The sequence below is a fragment of the Verrucomicrobiota bacterium genome (assembly GCA_039192515.1).
GTDB lineage: Bacteria > Verrucomicrobiota > Verrucomicrobiia > Methylacidiphilales > JBCCWR01 > JBCCWR01.
The window spans coordinates 1-17678 of record JBCCXA010000031.1 but is presented as its reverse complement, the minus strand read 5'-3'; the positions used below and the strand labels follow the sequence as shown (position 1 = coordinate 17678).

Sequence of the window (17678 nt, the reverse complement as noted above, 5' to 3'; positions counted from 1 at the left end):
ATGACAGTGCTATCCCCAAGTAAGTGCTCCTTATCTATCTCTCAAGCTTTAACGTATCTTGCACACCTTCTGTCATTATGGGGTTGTAGTGGACAATGGTTGAGTGCTTAGGCATTTGGCAGCAAAGCAATACGTTTCTGGGCAGCTTGGCGGTAAGCTTTGGGTGAGAGGTGTGTGGTTTCTTGAAAACTCGCATAGAAGCGACTATTGCTAGCGAAACCAGAGTCCATACAAACCTCTATAATTGGAAGATCTGTCTGTGAAAGAAGGTATTTTGCTTGTTCGACCCTTAGTTGCCTAAGGAATTTTTGCAGGGTCATGCTCACTGCTTTTCTAAACAGCGTTCGCCCATAGGTCACATTGAGATTTACACTAGAGCAAATATCATTCGCTGTGATTGGTCGTTGATAATTTGCCGCCAAATACTCAAGCATGCCCACAACTTTTTCGAAACACATATTTTCGGAGGGTGTAAAGTTGTATTCCAGATTTTGTTTCATGTATTCTTCAGCAATAGCCTGAACGGACCCCTGCACAAGTAAGTATGCGGAGCGGGAAATTTTCAGATTCATCGCATTCGGTTTAGGAAGCACATTTTTCAAGTTATCCAAAGCGAGTTGAATTGCTGAGGATCTTTTGGAAAATCTAAGAGTTCTACCCTGTAAAATTGCTTGACGGAATGATGCGGGTAAATTCCAATTGAAAAACAAGCTCAAAGGGAAATAGGCAATGAAACCGCGCTCGCATTCCTTCATCTCCAATAATTGGTGTGGGATGCAGCCCCAGAAGATGACGAGCTCATCTTTTTCAAAGTATTCAATTTCGTCACCGAACCTGCGAACAAATTTTGAGTCCACGCTGGTGAATAATTCAATTTCCATATGCCGATGGGCCCGCTTCATGGGAAGAATATTGTCCTGGCGCCCGCGAAGGCCGAATGGATAAAAATCATCTGTAAGCGTAATATTAATCTCTAAGTTCCTCTAAAGTTCGAATATGGGAAAGATTTCTTTTATAATGAGAAGAATTATAGCGATTTTTCAGATATAATGATGCCTTATTTAAGGATTAAAAGTCAAATCGGAATTACTCATATGAAATTGTATCACGCCTGTTCAGGCCTAAAATATGTAGCTCTTGTGCTGATGTTATCATTCGTTACTTTGCCTCTTATTGCCGGCAATATCGCCTATATTTACGGTGATGTCGCACCAGATGGGGCCGTGCCCTCAGGTCCTAATGAAGAGCCCTACGATCAGATGCTACTGGCTGATTCTGGCGACACGGGTCTTAGTCTATTCAAAGAATTAGTTGAGCGAGATGGTCATACAATTACTGGATACTATGATAAGGAGATAAGGCTAAATAATGCGTTTTTAAATCAATTTGATGGGATTATATTTGGCTTGCATCAGGAAATTTGGACCGCGACTGAGAAAAGAGCACTTCATAGATGGCTTAGCGCTGGTGGAAACGCTTTGATATACAGCGATTCTGCATCTGGTGGTTTTTTCAAAATAGTAGGAGGAGATAATCCTATTGGCCAAACTGTTACTAACAATTTGATCTCTGATTATGGGATGGAAGTTACGGTCGACTTAGGTGGTGGCACGGCATCTTTTCGTCCAGGACCAAATGCAACGGATCCGTTAGTTGTGGATCGTCCAATCTTAGAGGGGGAAGGCGTTTCTCCTGTAGCAGTTGATACAGACATTGCAACGATCTTAATTCCTTACAATGAGGAACACAGAGTAGAAGGGCTTCTGGTAGATCTCGATGATCCTGAGGGTATTACCATTGAGAATCCTCAATATGCGGCTCTCGCTCATGCTGATGTGGGTAGTGGAAAATTTTTTGCGATGTTTGATCGCCAACCGATGTGGAACAATGGTCCGGGCTCGGATATTGAAGAAAAAGACAACGAGCCAATTTTGCGAGGTATCGTAGATATTCTTACTGGAGGCACGGGTGAGCCTCAAGGTTTGGAAGTCTATGTGACGGGAAGTCTTTTAGTTCATGAGCGGGGAACTGCCAGCCTGATTGCTAACCCCATAGGGGTTGCTGCAACAGTGCAATGGAGTCAGGTTTCGGGCCCAGGGACGGTTCAATTTGGGGAGCCTAATACTAAAATTACACGAGCTATTTTCAGTGAGCCGGGCATCTACAACTTACAAGTTGTGGTCACCAATTCTTTGTTCTCAGCTTCTACACCATACACGGTAGAGGTGGTTTCTTACAATGATTTCGTTCTAGCGATAAATGCGGGTGGTCCTTCTTATAAGAATGCTAATTCCGATGATGCTGATGGTGATGGTTTTGGTGACGGCATAGGATTTAACTACGAAGCGGATAATAAACGTTTCTATAAAGGTGGATCCGTAAAGAAAATTTCAAATAAAATGGAAATAGAAGATACCTATGATGACCCTCTTTATAGGACAGCACGTGTCGGGCATTCTTACTATCAATTAGAAGTGGCCAATGGCCGTTACAGCCTCTTGGTTCAGCTTGCCGAGATCGAAAAAAGCAAAATCAATAAGCGGATCTTCGATCTATCGATAGAAGGGAATCTGGTGTTGAATGATCTGGACTTATATGCAGCGGTAGGTGATAAACTTGCTGTTGAGATCTTGTATGATGTGGTAGTTGAGGACGGTTCACTGGATCTGGGCTTCATGTCTAGCAAGGGAGGAGCTTTGATCAATGGTATAGTCGTGGCTAATGCTGCTAAAGTGAGTACACCTTCCATTGGCATCCCCGGTCGTATTGAAGCAGAAGATTATAATGAAGGGGGGCAGAATGTTGGCTATTTTGATAAAACCACTGGTAATATAGGAGGTCTATACCGTGAAGACGACGTGGATTTGGATTCTAATCAAGAGGGCGGATATTGCATCGGTTGGGTTCGAAAAGGAGAATGGGTAGCTTATACTATCAATGTCGCTGAGACAGGCTATTACAATGTCGTGGCTCGGGTTGCGTCAGGCAATGGCGCGAACAAAAGTTTAGCCTTTGAAGTCGATGGTGAGCTCGTGGGAAGCTCGCTTACTTTTAATACGAATGGTGATGGATGGTATGATTGGAAACTGAAGTCAGGAGATCCACTATTTCTTGAGGCCGGGGTGCAAGAGTTGAGAATTCTACTTCAAAACAATAAGTTTAATCTGGACTATGTGGAGCTGAGTCCAGCCGCGCCATCTATATCTGGATTTGGCATCAATTCTGGAGGCCCAGCTATTGATGATTTTTTTGCCGCTGACTCGGGATTTAGCGCTAGTAATTTGAATTCAACTTCTCAGGCTATAGTGATAGATAGCACGAATGCTCCCATCCCTGCTCCAGAATCTTTGTATCAAAGCGAGCGCTGGAATACTGGGGATTTCTCATACGTATTCGCTGGTTTGAACCCCAACAACGATTACACAGTACGCTTGCATTTCGCTGAGATTTTTTTCATTTCGCCAGGCCAGCGAATTTTCGGTGTGGATATTAACGGGAAGGAGGTGCTTGCTGGATTTGATATACTCGCGGAGGTGGATGCATTTACTGCACTGGTCAAAGAATTTAAAGCCACGGCGGATGCCAGTGGGTCAATCTTGATTAATTTCCGTCAAGAAAGCGCGGCAAATGCCAAGATCAGTGGAATAGAATTAATTCCTGTTTTATAGGATAGTTGATAGCTTCCTCAACCTCTAATCATTTGGCTTAGATTGGGCATCAGCGAATGAGTGCTTAAAATGAATGAGAAAGCGCTCTAACCTATTAATTATTTGTAAAGCGGAGGTACCTCGCCTTCAAAGAGAGTCCAAGGGTTTTTGTGGAACTTGACAAAATCGGGAAAAACATGCTTGGTTGACGGCTCGTCCTTGTAGGCGCTCCAGTTACTGGGTTCCTCTTCAGTTTGGGGCTTTCGGCCAAACCACGTCAAGGCATACACAACCTCTGAAGCGAGAGGATCTTTCTTTATGTTCTCCAAAAACATATTTGTGAAAAATTTTGCATCAGTCAGCTTTGAGAATCCTTTCTTGTATCCGAATTCTGTGATTGCTGCGATTTTGTCGTTTTCCTTCGCCAATTGGGCAGCTACCCGAGAGGACTGTAGCAAAATCTCAGGTCCAGCTTCGGTTTCATAGCTATCCAAACCGAAGACATCGACATAGTCCATTCCTGGAAAACGTGATAAGTATTTTTCTCGGGTAGTAGGTTTACTAGGTGAGATCACATAGATCAAATTATGTAGTTTCATGTCTTGGCGATAAAAATCAACCGTCATTCTCCAGAGCTCATTAAACTGTTCGGGAGTTGAAGTTTTAGTTCCCCACCAGAACCAACCACCTGTATGTTCATGATACAATCGAAGAAGTAGAGGAATGGGTCGGCCTTTGTCATCTTTTAAAGTTTTGATAAATTCTCCATATTTGCGCAGTTCTCTCATCCAGCCTTTGTGGTCAGGACTGTTGCGGTCTAATACTTTAGTGACTGGATCGCCCTCGTTGGATTTATGCGAGTTATTGTGCGGAACTTCTAAATCTGGATTTCTAGGATGTGAGCTCAGGCTTATAACGACACCTCTTCGGTGCAGTTCAGGTATCAGCTTTTTCCAGTATTCGTGATGGATTTCTTTATGTAACCCAAATTCAACAACTGCTGGGTGCGCCCCGACAAGCGCCATAGAGTCCGTTTTGTCGAATCGGGGTTCCATCATACGCTCTTCATCATTCTGGATATACTTCCCCCTGGTATACGGTGTGTATTGCCCGTAAAGGAGGTGGGTCTTGGAGATCTCCTTAAGATTGTTATAGAAAATAACTGTTTCCGGGGTGGCGTCCGGATCGGAGAGAGAGGCATCTAAATCCGATAGTGAGGTTATTACGATCCCGGTTACTATAATGATGATTCTAAGATAGAAGTGTTTTTGCATTTAATTTATGGGTTTAAAGGTTATTTAATTTTTCCAACTCCAGAGTAATTGAGCAAGACGTTGACGTTCCACTGCGTACTCCGGGGTGTCAGCTACATTAATGCGCTCCTCGGGGTGTTTACTATAATCGTAGAGTTCGACTTCAAGAACTTTGCTGTCCTGCTCCCACCCTTTCCTCCATTCAATATAGCGGAATTTCTCATCCCTAACCGCCAAGCCCACGGCATTGCTACCGCGTCTGACGACGTGAAAAGCGGGCTCGTTCCAATCAGGGTTTTCTGGATTGAGCAGTAGAGGGCGTAAGGTTACACCATCTGTTAGTGGTAATGGGCTTAGACTGCAAAGATCCAACAACGTGGGAAAAAGATCGACGCTTTCAACGACTTTTGTCGTCTTTTTCCCGCGACTGAATCCGGGAGCTGAAATGATTAGGGGTGCTCCAGCGGTCATTTCAAAATTAGTCAGTTTGGTCCAGCTTCCCAGATGTCCAAGCTGATAACCGTGGTCGCTCCAAAATACAATGATCGTTTGCTCACGGATTTTGAGACGTTCCAGCTCTGCTAAGACTTTTCCAATTTGCGTGTCGACATAGCTTATACATGCGGCGTATGCATGAAGAAGCCGGCTGGCAGCCTTTCCGCTGGGGGGGGCACTCTTGCTAAAGCCGTCCGCATATTTCCACAGCTCATGATTTGAGCGGAGTTGAAACTTAGAGGCATCCTGTGGCAAGTTCTCTCGAGTTGGAGTTCCCGGGAGGCTTTCAGGATCGTAAAGATCCCAATAACGTTTGGGTGCATTGAAGGGTAGGTGCGGTTTTTGGAAGCCAAGGATAAACATGAATGGTTTTTTAGATTCCACTGCTTGACTCATCAATTTAATGACTTCAGGAACCATTAATCCATCGCCATAGGCTTCATCTGGAACGTCCAGGGGTCCTTCGGCAGCAGGCAGTTTTGCTTTTATTTTTCGTACCCCTTCCTTGTCGCCATAATCGAGATTTTCGCGTAGTTCCGAAAATTCCGGATCCGCGTAGATGTCGCTATCGGCACGTTTCCAGACAACGTCAAAACGGTCCGCTTTATCCTCAGGTACATCTCCTCGGGTATGCCAGACTTTGCCAAGCGAAGCGGTCATGTAACCGGCATCACCGAAGGTGCGACCAATTGTCTGTACTCCATCTAGTTCAATCCAATTGGAAGGACCGTAGGCTTGCCGCGTCCGCTCGCACCGGATACTCGTGAGAAGAGCTGCTCGGGAGGGAATACAGATAGGATTCGACACGTAATGATTCTGGAAGAGGACTCCCTCTTCCGCCAGCGAGTCGATGTGTGGAGTCACCATTTTTTCATAACCGTAACACTTCAGTTGAGATCTTAAATCATCGACAGCTATAAAAAGCACATTTTGTTGTTTATCGGCTGCTTCAGTTTGAGCTAATAAACATGCCAGTGTGAATATACTGAATAATTTAATATTTTTAAGTAGTAGAGAGTTTGTCATGCCTTTTGTTTCTAGAAGTTACTTATTGTTTGATAAAATTGATCATACGCAGGATGGAAAAGTCTTTAGATTTTTGAATGAGATGAATAGTGAGATCTTGTGCGCCTTCTTTAAGCTTGAGAGTGCCTAGCTTCCACTCGGTTCCCGCTTGTTTCAATGTTCCTTTCAGAATGGAGTCTCCAACAGTTACCATGAGCTTAGTGCCTTGGCAAGATCCCGGAGCATCAATCCGAACTTCATACTCTCCACCGGTTATTACTTCTACTGGTATAGTCTGTGAATCCCCGGATTCCTTCCAGTTCAAAGAGCTGTGAATATCAGCTTTTACATTGCCAGACATTTGAATACCACCACCGCAAGGAATTTGCGATCCGCTTAGATTGCCTCCCACCTGGTCATAGGTGTCATAAACAGGGTGGCCAATATGAAAACGGGGATGAATGAAACTGCGAGGGTGCTGGACAACATCTTCAAACGCCATCTTTAATTGCGCTTTCATCTTGTCCGCGAGCTCTGGATGATCAGACATGATGTTAGTTTTTTCAGAAGGATCCTTGGAAATGTCGTAAAGAGAATATTCTTTCTTGACCTTCACAAACTTGTAGGGGCCATGTCTCCAGGCTCCAATCTGTGTATCAAACTTAAGAGTGTTTTTGGAAACTAAGACATTGTTTTTTTGCATAGAGCCACTCAATGAAATGGTCCAATGAGGCCTGTAAAAATCACGTTTCTCTGGCCAGCTCGTTTGTTGCCCTTGCAAGAAAGGATTGAGGGAAAGTCCGTCGATGGTTTCTCCGTTTTGTGGGAGCTTGGCATTTGCCAAATCAAGAAGGGTCGGAAAAAGGTCTGTGACATCGGTAAACGCATCTATAGAGCCTGGGTCAATCTTCCCAGGCCAGCTTATAAAGCATGGGACCCGAAGGGCATTTTGCCAAATGTTTCCTTTCACCCCTTTATATTTCTGAGGGCACCGGAGTCTGATTTCCTCACGAGTTAACCTATGCTTATTTGATTTTGTTTTGTGAATAGGACCATTGTCACTGATGAACACGATGACTGTATCTTTTCGCAGTCCAGATGTTTCCAAGGAATGAACTAATCTCCCGATGTTAAAATCGAGATACTCGATCATCCCATTGAGTGTTGAAAAATACTCGGATTGCCCCTTATCTCGGTGCTTCTGTATAGATGTTTCTGGCGCCTCGAGCGGGGTATGAATACTCATATAATTCAACATCAGGAAAAAGGGCTGCTTCTGCTTTTTTATGAAATCAATGGCAAGGTTGGTAAAAGATTCATCCGCCCAGCCCTTCGTTTTAAGAGCCCTACCGTTGTAGCTGATGGGGGTTTCATAATGATTATAAAGATCCGCAACCCAGGCTTCGTCGAAACCTCGGTTCCAGGGCATCCAAGCTGGTGCGCGCCCACAATGCCATTTTCCAATAAAACCAGTAGCATACCCCGTATCTTTGAGAATTTGCGCCAGTGTATTTTCCCGCAAATGGAGGTAGTCGCGAGAGATATGAACGCCCCAAACTCCTACCTTCAGATGATTCTTCCCAGTGAGCAGAGAGGCCCTGGTAGTGGCACAAACAGGGGTGGTGTGAAAACTTTCAAATCTCATGGATTCTTGCCCCAGCTTATCTAAATGGGGGGTGTCTAATACCGTGTTCCCATGTAGGGATAGATCACCGTAACCCTGATCATCCGTCACGATCAACAAGAGGTTGGGTTTGTTTGCCTGAAGCGTAGATGACAAGGTCAAAAGTGATAAAATGCTAATCGTGCCGTAAAAGAAGGAAAGCGTGAGTTTGCCGCGTGGGATTAATATTTTGACAAAATTAAAAATATTACCACCCATAGCTGAATCTTAAATATAAGAGAAAATCAACTCACGTAAATAAAATGTTAGTTTGAATTTTCAAACGAAACGGGGCTTTCTGTTAATAAAGATCCTACTGACGCAAATACAATATGATTTGGGTCTAACTGGGGTTGTGAATCTTAGTGATATGTAGATTGTTTTAAAAAAATAACACGAATCCCTATACATTGATTTATCACGGACTTGTCGGTTCAAGGATTATGTTGGAAACTTCACCGCACTATTTCACCTTCTTGTATCTCTAGATACAATTCGCGCAGATCCACCTAAAATATTGTGTTATAATGACTTTCCAAGATTTGTATATTACACAGAATAACTTCGATAGTTCTAGCATGAAAGACAATATTGATTATTAGCTCACCTTCCATATGGGCATAGTATCGATCAAATTTCTAAAGATGTATATATAGCTTGCGTCATACAACCTGGCTCGACTTTCCAGACAGTGACATTCAGTCTTGATGTGGAAATACCAAGAAAGTTAGGTTGGCTACATGCTTCGCTCGATAAGAAAGATGCCACCTACTTTGGAACTGTCTTTGCTTTTAAAGAGATGTAGAATCAAGAAAGATGAATGGCGCAAAAATCAAGACATATAGCGGATACATGTCTATTCAAAATTATATCGTGAACTAGAAAAGGGGTTGGGAGAGCAACTACTGGACTACGAACGATGATTACACTCTTGCCAACGGTAAAAAGATGGTAAATATCAGTCCTTTCGCAACGAATAAACAATACGAATGCAAAAAAGATTTAAAATGGAAAAGCCTCAAAATAATTTTGATCCAATAGACGAGCCATGAGGGGAGAGTCTGGTTCACCATTTGAGCCACCAGGAAAATCTAAAGAAAAAAGCAAACCACTCGTTCACCTTAGTACAAAAGGTAAGCTTTACCAGCCGGTTATCGATGACTTGAGATTTAAAGAATAATCTGTATTAGTCACGATGAAATCTGACACTTGAAAAAGAAAAGAGGTTACCCAGCCTGGGTGTTGAAAACCAAACCAACACATAAACAGAAAGGAATAACCTCAAAATGACTATAAACGATAAGATCATTAAAAATAAAGTCGGATTATTAAATCTAGCTCAAGAACTAGGCAACGTCTCGAAAGCATGCAGTATCATGGGATACTCACGAGATACCTTTTATAGATACAAAAAGCTTAGCGATGAAGGTGGATTTGAATCTTTAGTTGAACAAAACAGACGCAAGCCTAACCACAAGAACAGAGTAGATTCTCTCATCGAGAAACGCATTTTGGAGCTCACACTTCAAAATCCTGCACTTGGACAACTCCGTATGAGTAATCAACTTCGCCAGGAAGGGATGGGTATATCTGGTGGAGGTGTCCGAAGCGTTTGGCTTAGACACAATCTTCATACTTTTAAACTTCGTTTAAGAGCTCTGGAGCAACAAGTTGCTAAAGAAGGCCTTATCCTCACAGAGACTCAAATGGTAGCTTTAGAGCGCAAGAAGGAGCATGACCAATTTCATGGTGAAATTGAGACCGAGCACCCTGGATATTTGGGCTCTCAAGACACCTTCTATGTAGGAACTATCAAGGGTGTTGGCCGTATTTATCAGCAAACCTTTGTAGATACTTATTCTAAAGTTGCTTTTGTTAAGCTCTACAATATGAAGACTCCCATTACAGCTGCTGATTTGCTCAATGATAGGGTGCTACCTTTCTTTGAAGAGCATCAATTGGGGATCCTGCGTATCCTTACAGATCGAGGCACTGAATTTTGCGGTAAGCATGATTCTCATGACTACGAGCTTTTCCTGGCTATCCATAATATCGATCATTCTAAAACAAAGGCTAAACACCCTCAACCCAATGGAATCTGCGAACGTTTCCATCGAACTATTCTTGAGGAGTTTTACAATATCGCTTTTAGGAAAAAATTATATGATAACCTTGATGAGCTCCAAAAAGACTTAGACCAATGGATTGATGATTATAACTCTAAACGCACCCATCAAGGCAAAATGTGCTGCGGTAGAACGCCTCTTCATACACTCCTTGAAGGCAAACTTGATTGGATCAAAAAAGTAGATAATCTAAATCAAAACAACATGAACAACTAACAATCTCAACTACCCCAGACAGGTAACCTTGTCAGATCTTGTCGTGACTATTACAAATAATCCAACGGGAATAGTCTTTGCTTGACTGTAAATTAATATTTTGTGGCCGGTAAATGTTTGGCTCTACCTAATTGTTCAGCTTTCGCTGCCACCCGGGTTACCTTCGCTTCTATCTCGTGCTCATCTATTTCTTATGAGCTTCTAATTGCCCGTACTCCCATTTATTTTCCTGCTCTGCTCACGTAATCAAAAAATTTGAGAAATTTATCCTGGGTTATCACGTTTTTCTTGGCGGCGACATTTTAAAAGTAGTTTTGTTAGGGTGAATGCTGGTCTGAGCTGCCGAGGCAAAGCAATAGATTCTAACCCTACATCTCTTTGGATATGAAATTGGTGTGCTAGGCCAAACTTGTATAAAAGTATAAACATTACTTTTATCTGTGTAAATATAGCGCAAAAATAGCCGATTTACTTGACTTAGTAAATGAATTAAGTAGTTAAATTTTTTACTGTGATGATCCGGGGGCTAAATGAAATTTTTGAGAAGGACAAAAAATAAATCAAAAAGAAAGGTTCAAAGATAATGAAAAATAAACTTCTAATAACAAAGTCAATTAAAATCATTTATCAGAGCAATTTAACCATATTACTGGGAGCTTTTGCACTTGTAAATACGGCGCACACGGATTCTCCTGAAATACTGAGTTATGATAATTTTCCTAGCATTGGGGAATCAACAAATACAGTTGTTATCTATTCAAAAGCAAAGCAACGGTTTTTACAAAGAACTCCTTCAAAACTTAGAGAAGATGCGGTGTGTATCACATTGGATGAAAGAGATTCAGTAATCAAACGCCAGGACATAGATGATTACATGCAGAATGACTTTGACCGTTTTAGTTTAACTGATGACTATTATTTTACATTAACTGCGTTCAATATGACCGATGCTAATAACGGTAAAGATGTTTATCTGGGTCTTGTTTCTCCACCTGGTTCTTTTCTCGAGACAGCAGGGTTTGGTCCAGATGTTGATGTGCCAGGAAGAGAAGGTTGGATATATTCATCCACTAGTATTGATGGCACCTACACTTATTCGTTATTTAATTTTAAAGAGATAATGAATCAAGAGAAAGTTAATAAGAAAACAATCAGGACTTATAGCGGATACATGACAATTCAAAATTATGAGATCCAATATGAAGAGGATTACGAAGGCTACTATTGGGCTACTAATGATTCTATTAAAATTGATAGGGATTCTAAGTTGATCAATATTACTCCATTCGCTACTGATAAGAATTCCAGTAAAAGAAAGGCATTTAAAATATTTATAGTAAACAATCCTGCGGGTAATCCGGTGATTAAGACAAAGAAGTAAATTTACTTCTAAGCTGAGTTCTGGATAAGAATCTGCACAAAAAGGACCCTTTGTTGAAGTTTAATGAGTAAAAAGAAACTAAGACTTCGAAGTTCCATTTGGGAATGCCACATGAGGATAGCTAGTTTTTGCTTAGACTACCACATAAGTGGCTTGAGTAGATTGCCCTGTTGTTCGCTATCGTTCTATCCGCAGTTGAATCGTGAGATAGTGAAAAGGCCGCAACCCGCAAATGTGATCTAGATTTGTATATTTGCATAAAGTCTTGAGGCCAAATAAGATAGAGCTTTATCGAAGTGGCATTTTTCTGGATTACTGAGAGAGTTCTCTCTGCTTTATCCGCGTTTTTCAGCTCCCCCTTCGCTTGATGAGGTAATCTGCACTCTAAAAAGGATCTAATTAGCATGTACTCGTCAACTTTTTGAAGATGGTATTGCCAATTTTGGGGATTTCCTTTAACTTAACTTATTAAGCTTGAATGAGTTAGGTTCTAATTACAAAGAGTCTTGACAACAGTCGTCATTTTTTACATTGTAATAATTGTAATAAATTAGTATTATAAGCAGACTTTAGACGCTTACTGTTAACTATAAGTAAATTGTAACAAACTAGCTAACAAGCTATAATTATTAAATTCAACACAGGACTAACTATGAGCAACACACTACAAATAGCAAAGTCAATAAAAGTTATCTTTGAAGATTTTCTGGCCTGGTCCAATTTTGATCGATCGGGCTATTTGCATAAATCTCAGCTTGTGTTAATGGTTTTTAGCTCATTACCTAAGACGTCTATAAATCCTGCGAGAATAACTACGACATGGTGAAGTGGAAATTAAACACTAACTTCCTAGTAATTGCATAAACAATGTAAGGTCTCTCGCTATGAAATTTCTACTACTCCTTTCTTGCAGATTGAGTCTCACTATTGCAGCAGGGTTATTGATCACTGTGGCACAAGTAAATGCTGATACTCGCCCTAATGTATTATTTATAGCGGTTGATGATTTACGATCGCAGTTAAATTGCTACGGGGATTCGCAAATGTATACTCCCAATATTGATTCGCTGGCAGGTCGAGGGGTTTTGTTTCGCAACCATTACGTATCTCATCCTGTCTGTATTCCCTCTCGCGCAGCTTTGCTAACGAGTATTCGTTGTGAGCGGACCGAGCAAGAATTTGGTCCATCGATGTGGCTTGACTTAGAGGGCGTGGAAACTATCGGGGGTGTATTTGATGACGCGGGTTATTATACTGTATCAATAGGTAAAATTTGGCACGCGCAGAATAATGATGTCCCCGAAAATCGCAAAGGCTTCGACGAAACGTGGAAAGACCCAAACAGCGCCGATTTTGCAGATCCTAGCCACAAGAATGTGACAGACAAAAAAAAGCTTCCTGCTGCTGAGGGCCCTCTTGATGTAGAAGATGATGCCTACGGCGATGGATTGATTGCCGCTAAATGTATTGAATACTTAGGCAAGGCGGCTAAGAAAAATAAGCCGTTTCTCATCATGTGTGGGTTTAAAAAGCCCCATTTACCATTTAACGCGCCGAAGAAATATTGGGATTTATACGATCCGGATAATCCGCCCGGAATGCCGGTTTTGGAAACACTCCCCGAAGGCGGAAATGAAAATCAGTTACGAACCAATCACGAACTATGGAATTATGAAGATGGCTTTAGATTTAATCGTCCGCCGTCCGGAAACGATGCAAAACGTCTGCGACAAGCTTACGCTGCTTGTATCAGCTATGTAGATGCGCAGATCGGTAAAGTAATGTCTGAATTAGAAAGACTTCGCCTCGCTGATAACACCGTCATCGTCTTCTGGAGCGACCATGGGTACCAGCTTGGCCATCTCGGTAGCTGGACCAAAGGAACTAATATGGAAATGACCGCTGGTGCCCCTTTGATTATTTCGGCTCCAGGGTTTGCGAATACCAATGGATCACGATCTACAAAAGTTGTCGAATCTGTTGATATTTTTCCGACACTTGTGGATCTCTGCGGATTGGACCCTTTACAATTGACAGATGGAGTAACTCTGCGTCCGCTGTTAGAAGACCCTGCGAATCCAGCCTGGAACAATCCGGCATGGCACGTCGTAAAGCGTGGGGGGCCGGGCTGTGGTCGTGCTATTCGTGATGAGCGTTACCGCTACATCGAGTGGCGCAAAGACTGGAGGCGAAATAGCAATTTGTTGGGCACCGAGCTTTATGACTATGAAGTTCACCCTGAGGAACGAATTAATGTGGTGGACGACCCAGCATATGCGGATGAGGTCGCACGTCTATCCGGCTTGTTGTGGAATTGGGAAAATCCTGATTTACCTGACCCCCCAGTTAAAGATCCTCCAAGTTTGGTTTTGCATCTAGATTCTACTGCTGCCAACGGTTCCTCGATAGAGGGTTCAGTCATGACTACATGGAACGACATGTCGACCTTCAAAAATCATGTCCAAGCACAACATGGGACTCCAATTTATCCAAGCCAAGAGGCCTTCCCATCTGGCTTAAAGGGAGTGGGATTCAGCAACGAGCGAACCTCTTTCAAGCTTTTTGATGCGGATGATTCAGCACTCTGGCTTGATCAATCTGACAACGGTAAAGGATTCGCAATATTTTTGTCTTTCAAGCGAATTGGGTCTAAAAGTCCACAGGATTTGTTTGGCAACAGTTCGGGTGGTAAAGGCTTATGTATCAAGCTTACTTCGGGCGGAGGTGGCGCCCCGCGTGTCCATTTAGGGAACCTCAAACTTACCCAAGCAAACAGTCTGCCCGTTGGTCAATCGACGATTATTGCTATCAACTACGATGCAGCCACCGGCGCTGTGCAATTTTGGGACGCTTACAATGATACGCTTTTAAATGCTAATATTAGTGCGGATAATTTCACAACAGCATATCCAGTTCGAGTTGGTACCACAACCAACAGTAGTCGCTTCGCGCAAGGTGTGATTGGGGAAGTTAAAATATACAATGCAGCCTTAAGCACTTCAGACTTTGCTGAGGAACAAGCTGCTTGGCTTGGAAAATGGATTGGCGACGGTTATGACAACTATTGGTGGCCAGAACTGGGTATGGATATTGGCGGGCCCGAAGATGATTTCGATCAAGACGGAATTCTCAATCTGGTCGAATATGCTCTTGGTGGAAACCCTATGCGTCCTGACAGTGCCCTAGCGATGAGTGTCGAAGAAGTAGAATCTGCCCTGCGGTTTAAACATTTCCGGCGCCTTGGAGACCCTACTTTGCAATATACGATTTTGGCCAGTCCTGATTTAAGCCAGGGGTCATGGTCACCGCTTACGCTTACCGAGCTAGGTGCTAACAACTTCGACACCTATTACGAAGAGGTGATATATGCGCTACCGGAAGTAGAAGAAAGGATATTTATTAAGGTGGATATCGATCAGCAGTAGAAGCTAGTGAGATAGCTTAAGTTGATAAATTGAAAATTACTTTTTTATGAAAATATATTACAAGTTAATGTCCATTACTGCTTTGAGTCTTGCAGGTTGCTTGACGAATCCTCTTACCTCTCACGCCGACACACGTCCCAACGTATTATTCATTGCGGTAGATGATTTACGTTCTCAGCTCAACTGCTATGGCGACACCCAGATGCATACCCCTAATATTGACTCGCTAGCTGCTCAAGGAGTTTTGTTTCGCAATCACTACGTTTCTAATCCCATTTGTATACCGTCGCGCGCTGCGATGCTGACTGGGGTGCGTTGCGAGCGAACAAATCAGGCATATGGCCCCTCTCAGTGGCTAGATCTAGAAGGTGTTCAGACTATGGGCACGACTTTTACTGATGCCGGCTACATGACGGCAACACTTGGAAAAATTTGGCATACTTTGGGGGATGTCCCAAAAGATAGGGAGGACAAATTTGAGTTGTATTGGAAAGGGGACGCAAGTTCTTATTACGCGGACCCCAAATTATCTGCTCTTCGTGAAAAGTTAAATAGCGATAATAGCGCTGAGATCAAGGGCCAGCTCCCTGCGGCTGAGGGTCCGTTGGATGTTCCTGATAATTCTTATATGGACGGACAGTTAGCGGACATGTGTATCAAGTGGATTAAGGACGCAGCAAAAGATGACCGACCCTTCATGTTTATGGCGGGGTTTCAAAAACCGCATCTTCCTTTTAATGCGCCTAAAAAATATTGGGACCTCTATGATCCGGATAACCCGCCAGCTATGCCTACGCTTGAAAGCTTACCAGAAAAAGCCTCTAAGAAGCAGCTACGGAACAATCACGAGCTTTGGAAATATGGGGACGGCTTTAGCAAAAACAATCAACCGAAAGGTAAAGACGCAAAGCGTCTCCGCCAAGGCTACGCAGCTTGTATCAGCTTTGTAGATGCACAGATCGGACGAATTCTAAATCAGTTAGACAAAAGCGGGCTCACCGATAACACCATTATCATTTTTTGGAGTGATCACGGATACCAACTCGGTCATTTGGGATCCTGGACCAAGTCAACTAATTTAGAAATGACTGCGGGAGCGCCCTTGATTATCTCAGCACCTGGCTTTTCTAAAACATTTGGGAGGACATCCAGCAAGATGGTTGAATCAGTCGACCTTTTCCCGACGATGTTAGATCTTTGCGGCTTAGACCCCCTCGTTGTTGGAGATGGTGCTAGCTTACGTCCCTTGCTTGAGGATCCTGCCAACCCTGGTTGGAATACTCCTGCTTGGCATGTGGTGAAACGCAGTGGTGATGTCGGTCATGCGGTTCGCGATGAACGTTATCGTTACGTGGAGTGGCGCACAGGCTGGGGCAATAAAAAGGATTTGTTCGATGTCGAGCTTTACGACTACGAGGTGCATCCCGAGGAACGTATTAATGTGGCGAATGATCCAGCATATGCTGGAGAAGTGGCTCGCCTCTCCAAATTACTTTGGAATTGGGAACAAAAACCTGGGCAAATTAAGGATCCCCCAGTTGATCCGGTCGATCCAGTTCAAGTGCAGCATCTAGATGCGTCCTTGGTCGCTTCAGTAGATGGCAATCCAGTAACTCGTTGGAAGGATCAGTCCAGCAATAGCAATGACGCAATTGCTAATACAGGTCTGATTAGCTATCCCAGTGAAGAAACCTTCGCCTCAGGACTTAGTGGTTTAGATTTTGGTTCTACGGCCAGTGCTTTGCAGTTGTTTAGTGCGAAAGACTCCGACGATTGGTTAGATCAGTCAGGTAAGAATCCTCCAGGCTTTAGCGTGCTCATGGCTTACAAACGAGTGAAAAAAGCTGGGAATAGCCGTGAGGACCTTATTGGTAATGAATCGAATACGAAATCTGGTTTTTTGATTCGTATGACTAATGGTGGCATAGAATCTTATTTAGATGGTGAGGAATTGAGTCAAAACGGGTCGGTCGCAGAAGGAAATTCAGTTGTGGTTGGGGTAAACTATCATGCTGGAACTGAGCTTTTCGAGCTTTGGGATTCCCAATCCGGTGTTACGAATGGCGCGATAGTTCCTCCGGCAGATTTCTCGAAAAACGCTCCGGTACTTCTAGGTATGACGACTAAAAGTAACCGTTATCTAAATGGTCTGGTAGGAGAAGTGAAGATTTTCTACGGTTCTCTTGACGCGAAAACATTTGCATCTGAACGGGAAGCTCTAGTTCAGAAGTGGGCCAAAGAATCCGATTCAGGGTCTGGCCCAGGGGCCGCAGAACTGGTATTGCACTTGAATGCCACAGATGCCAGCTCTGTTGAAGGAAACCCAGTGAGCCAATGGTCAGATCTTTCTGGTCTAGGAAATCATGCAACTCCCAGTAAGGGAGCCGTTACCTATCCGAGTTTAGCTTTTTTCCCTTCCGGACTCAAAGGCCTTGATTTTGGAAGTGGACGCAACACCTTGGAACTG

Annotated in this window: 9 protein-coding genes; 5 read left to right on the top strand and 4 right to left on the bottom strand. The window is 43.1% G+C overall.

All coding sequences use genetic code 11. The annotated features are described in order from the left end of the window. Positions 1 to 107: 107 nt before the first annotated feature. Positions 108 to 902: a helix-turn-helix domain-containing protein gene (locus AAGA18_12515; protein MEM9446161.1), complete on the bottom strand. Its 795-nt coding sequence runs from the start codon at positions 900 to 902 to the stop codon at positions 108 to 110. 192 nt (positions 903 to 1094) lie between these two features. Between AAGA18_12515 and AAGA18_12510 the strand changes: the two genes are divergently transcribed. Next, positions 1095 to 3668 (top strand): malectin domain-containing carbohydrate-binding protein, encoded by a 2574-nt coding sequence (locus AAGA18_12510; GenBank protein ID MEM9446160.1) that lies wholly within the window; start codon positions 1095 to 1097, stop codon positions 3666 to 3668. A gap of 98 nt (positions 3669 to 3766) precedes the next feature. Here the strand turns inward: AAGA18_12510 and AAGA18_12505 are convergent, their stop codons facing one another. Genes AAGA18_12505 through AAGA18_12495 form a run of 3 tightly spaced genes read right to left on the bottom strand, consistent with a single transcriptional unit; the run spans position 3767 to position 8282 of the window. After that, positions 3767 to 4921, bottom strand: coding sequence for a glycosyl hydrolase (locus AAGA18_12505; GenBank protein MEM9446159.1), 1155 nt, complete (start codon positions 4919 to 4921; stop codon positions 3767 to 3769). A gap of 24 nt (positions 4922 to 4945) precedes the next feature. Further along, entirely contained in the window at positions 4946 to 6421 is a 1476-nt protein-coding gene (locus AAGA18_12500) for a sulfatase (protein MEM9446158.1), read from the bottom strand. 22 nt (positions 6422 to 6443) lie between these two features. Next, entirely contained in the window at positions 6444 to 8282 is a 1839-nt protein-coding gene (locus AAGA18_12495) for a sulfatase-like hydrolase/transferase (GenBank protein MEM9446157.1), read from the bottom strand. Between the two features lie 1067 nt (positions 8283 to 9349). Between AAGA18_12495 and AAGA18_12490 the strand changes: the two genes are divergently transcribed. The 4 genes from AAGA18_12490 to AAGA18_12475 form a co-directional block, all read left to right on the top strand. Then, positions 9350 to 10405, top strand: coding sequence for an IS481 family transposase (locus tag AAGA18_12490; GenBank protein MEM9446156.1), 1056 nt, complete (start codon positions 9350 to 9352; stop codon positions 10403 to 10405). A gap of 583 nt (positions 10406 to 10988) precedes the next feature. After that, positions 10989 to 11786 carry a hypothetical protein gene (locus AAGA18_12485; GenBank protein ID MEM9446155.1) on the top strand — a complete coding sequence of 266 codons (798 nt, stop codon included), beginning with the start codon at positions 10989 to 10991 and terminating at the stop codon, positions 11784 to 11786. A gap of 884 nt (positions 11787 to 12670) precedes the next feature. Next, a complete protein-coding gene (locus AAGA18_12480) occupies positions 12671 to 15211 on the top strand; it encodes a sulfatase-like hydrolase/transferase (protein MEM9446154.1) in 2541 nt (846 codons plus the stop codon). A gap of 46 nt (positions 15212 to 15257) precedes the next feature. Next, a partial coding sequence (locus AAGA18_12475; protein ID MEM9446153.1) for a sulfatase occupies positions 15258 to 17678 on the top strand: 2421 nt, incomplete at its 3' end.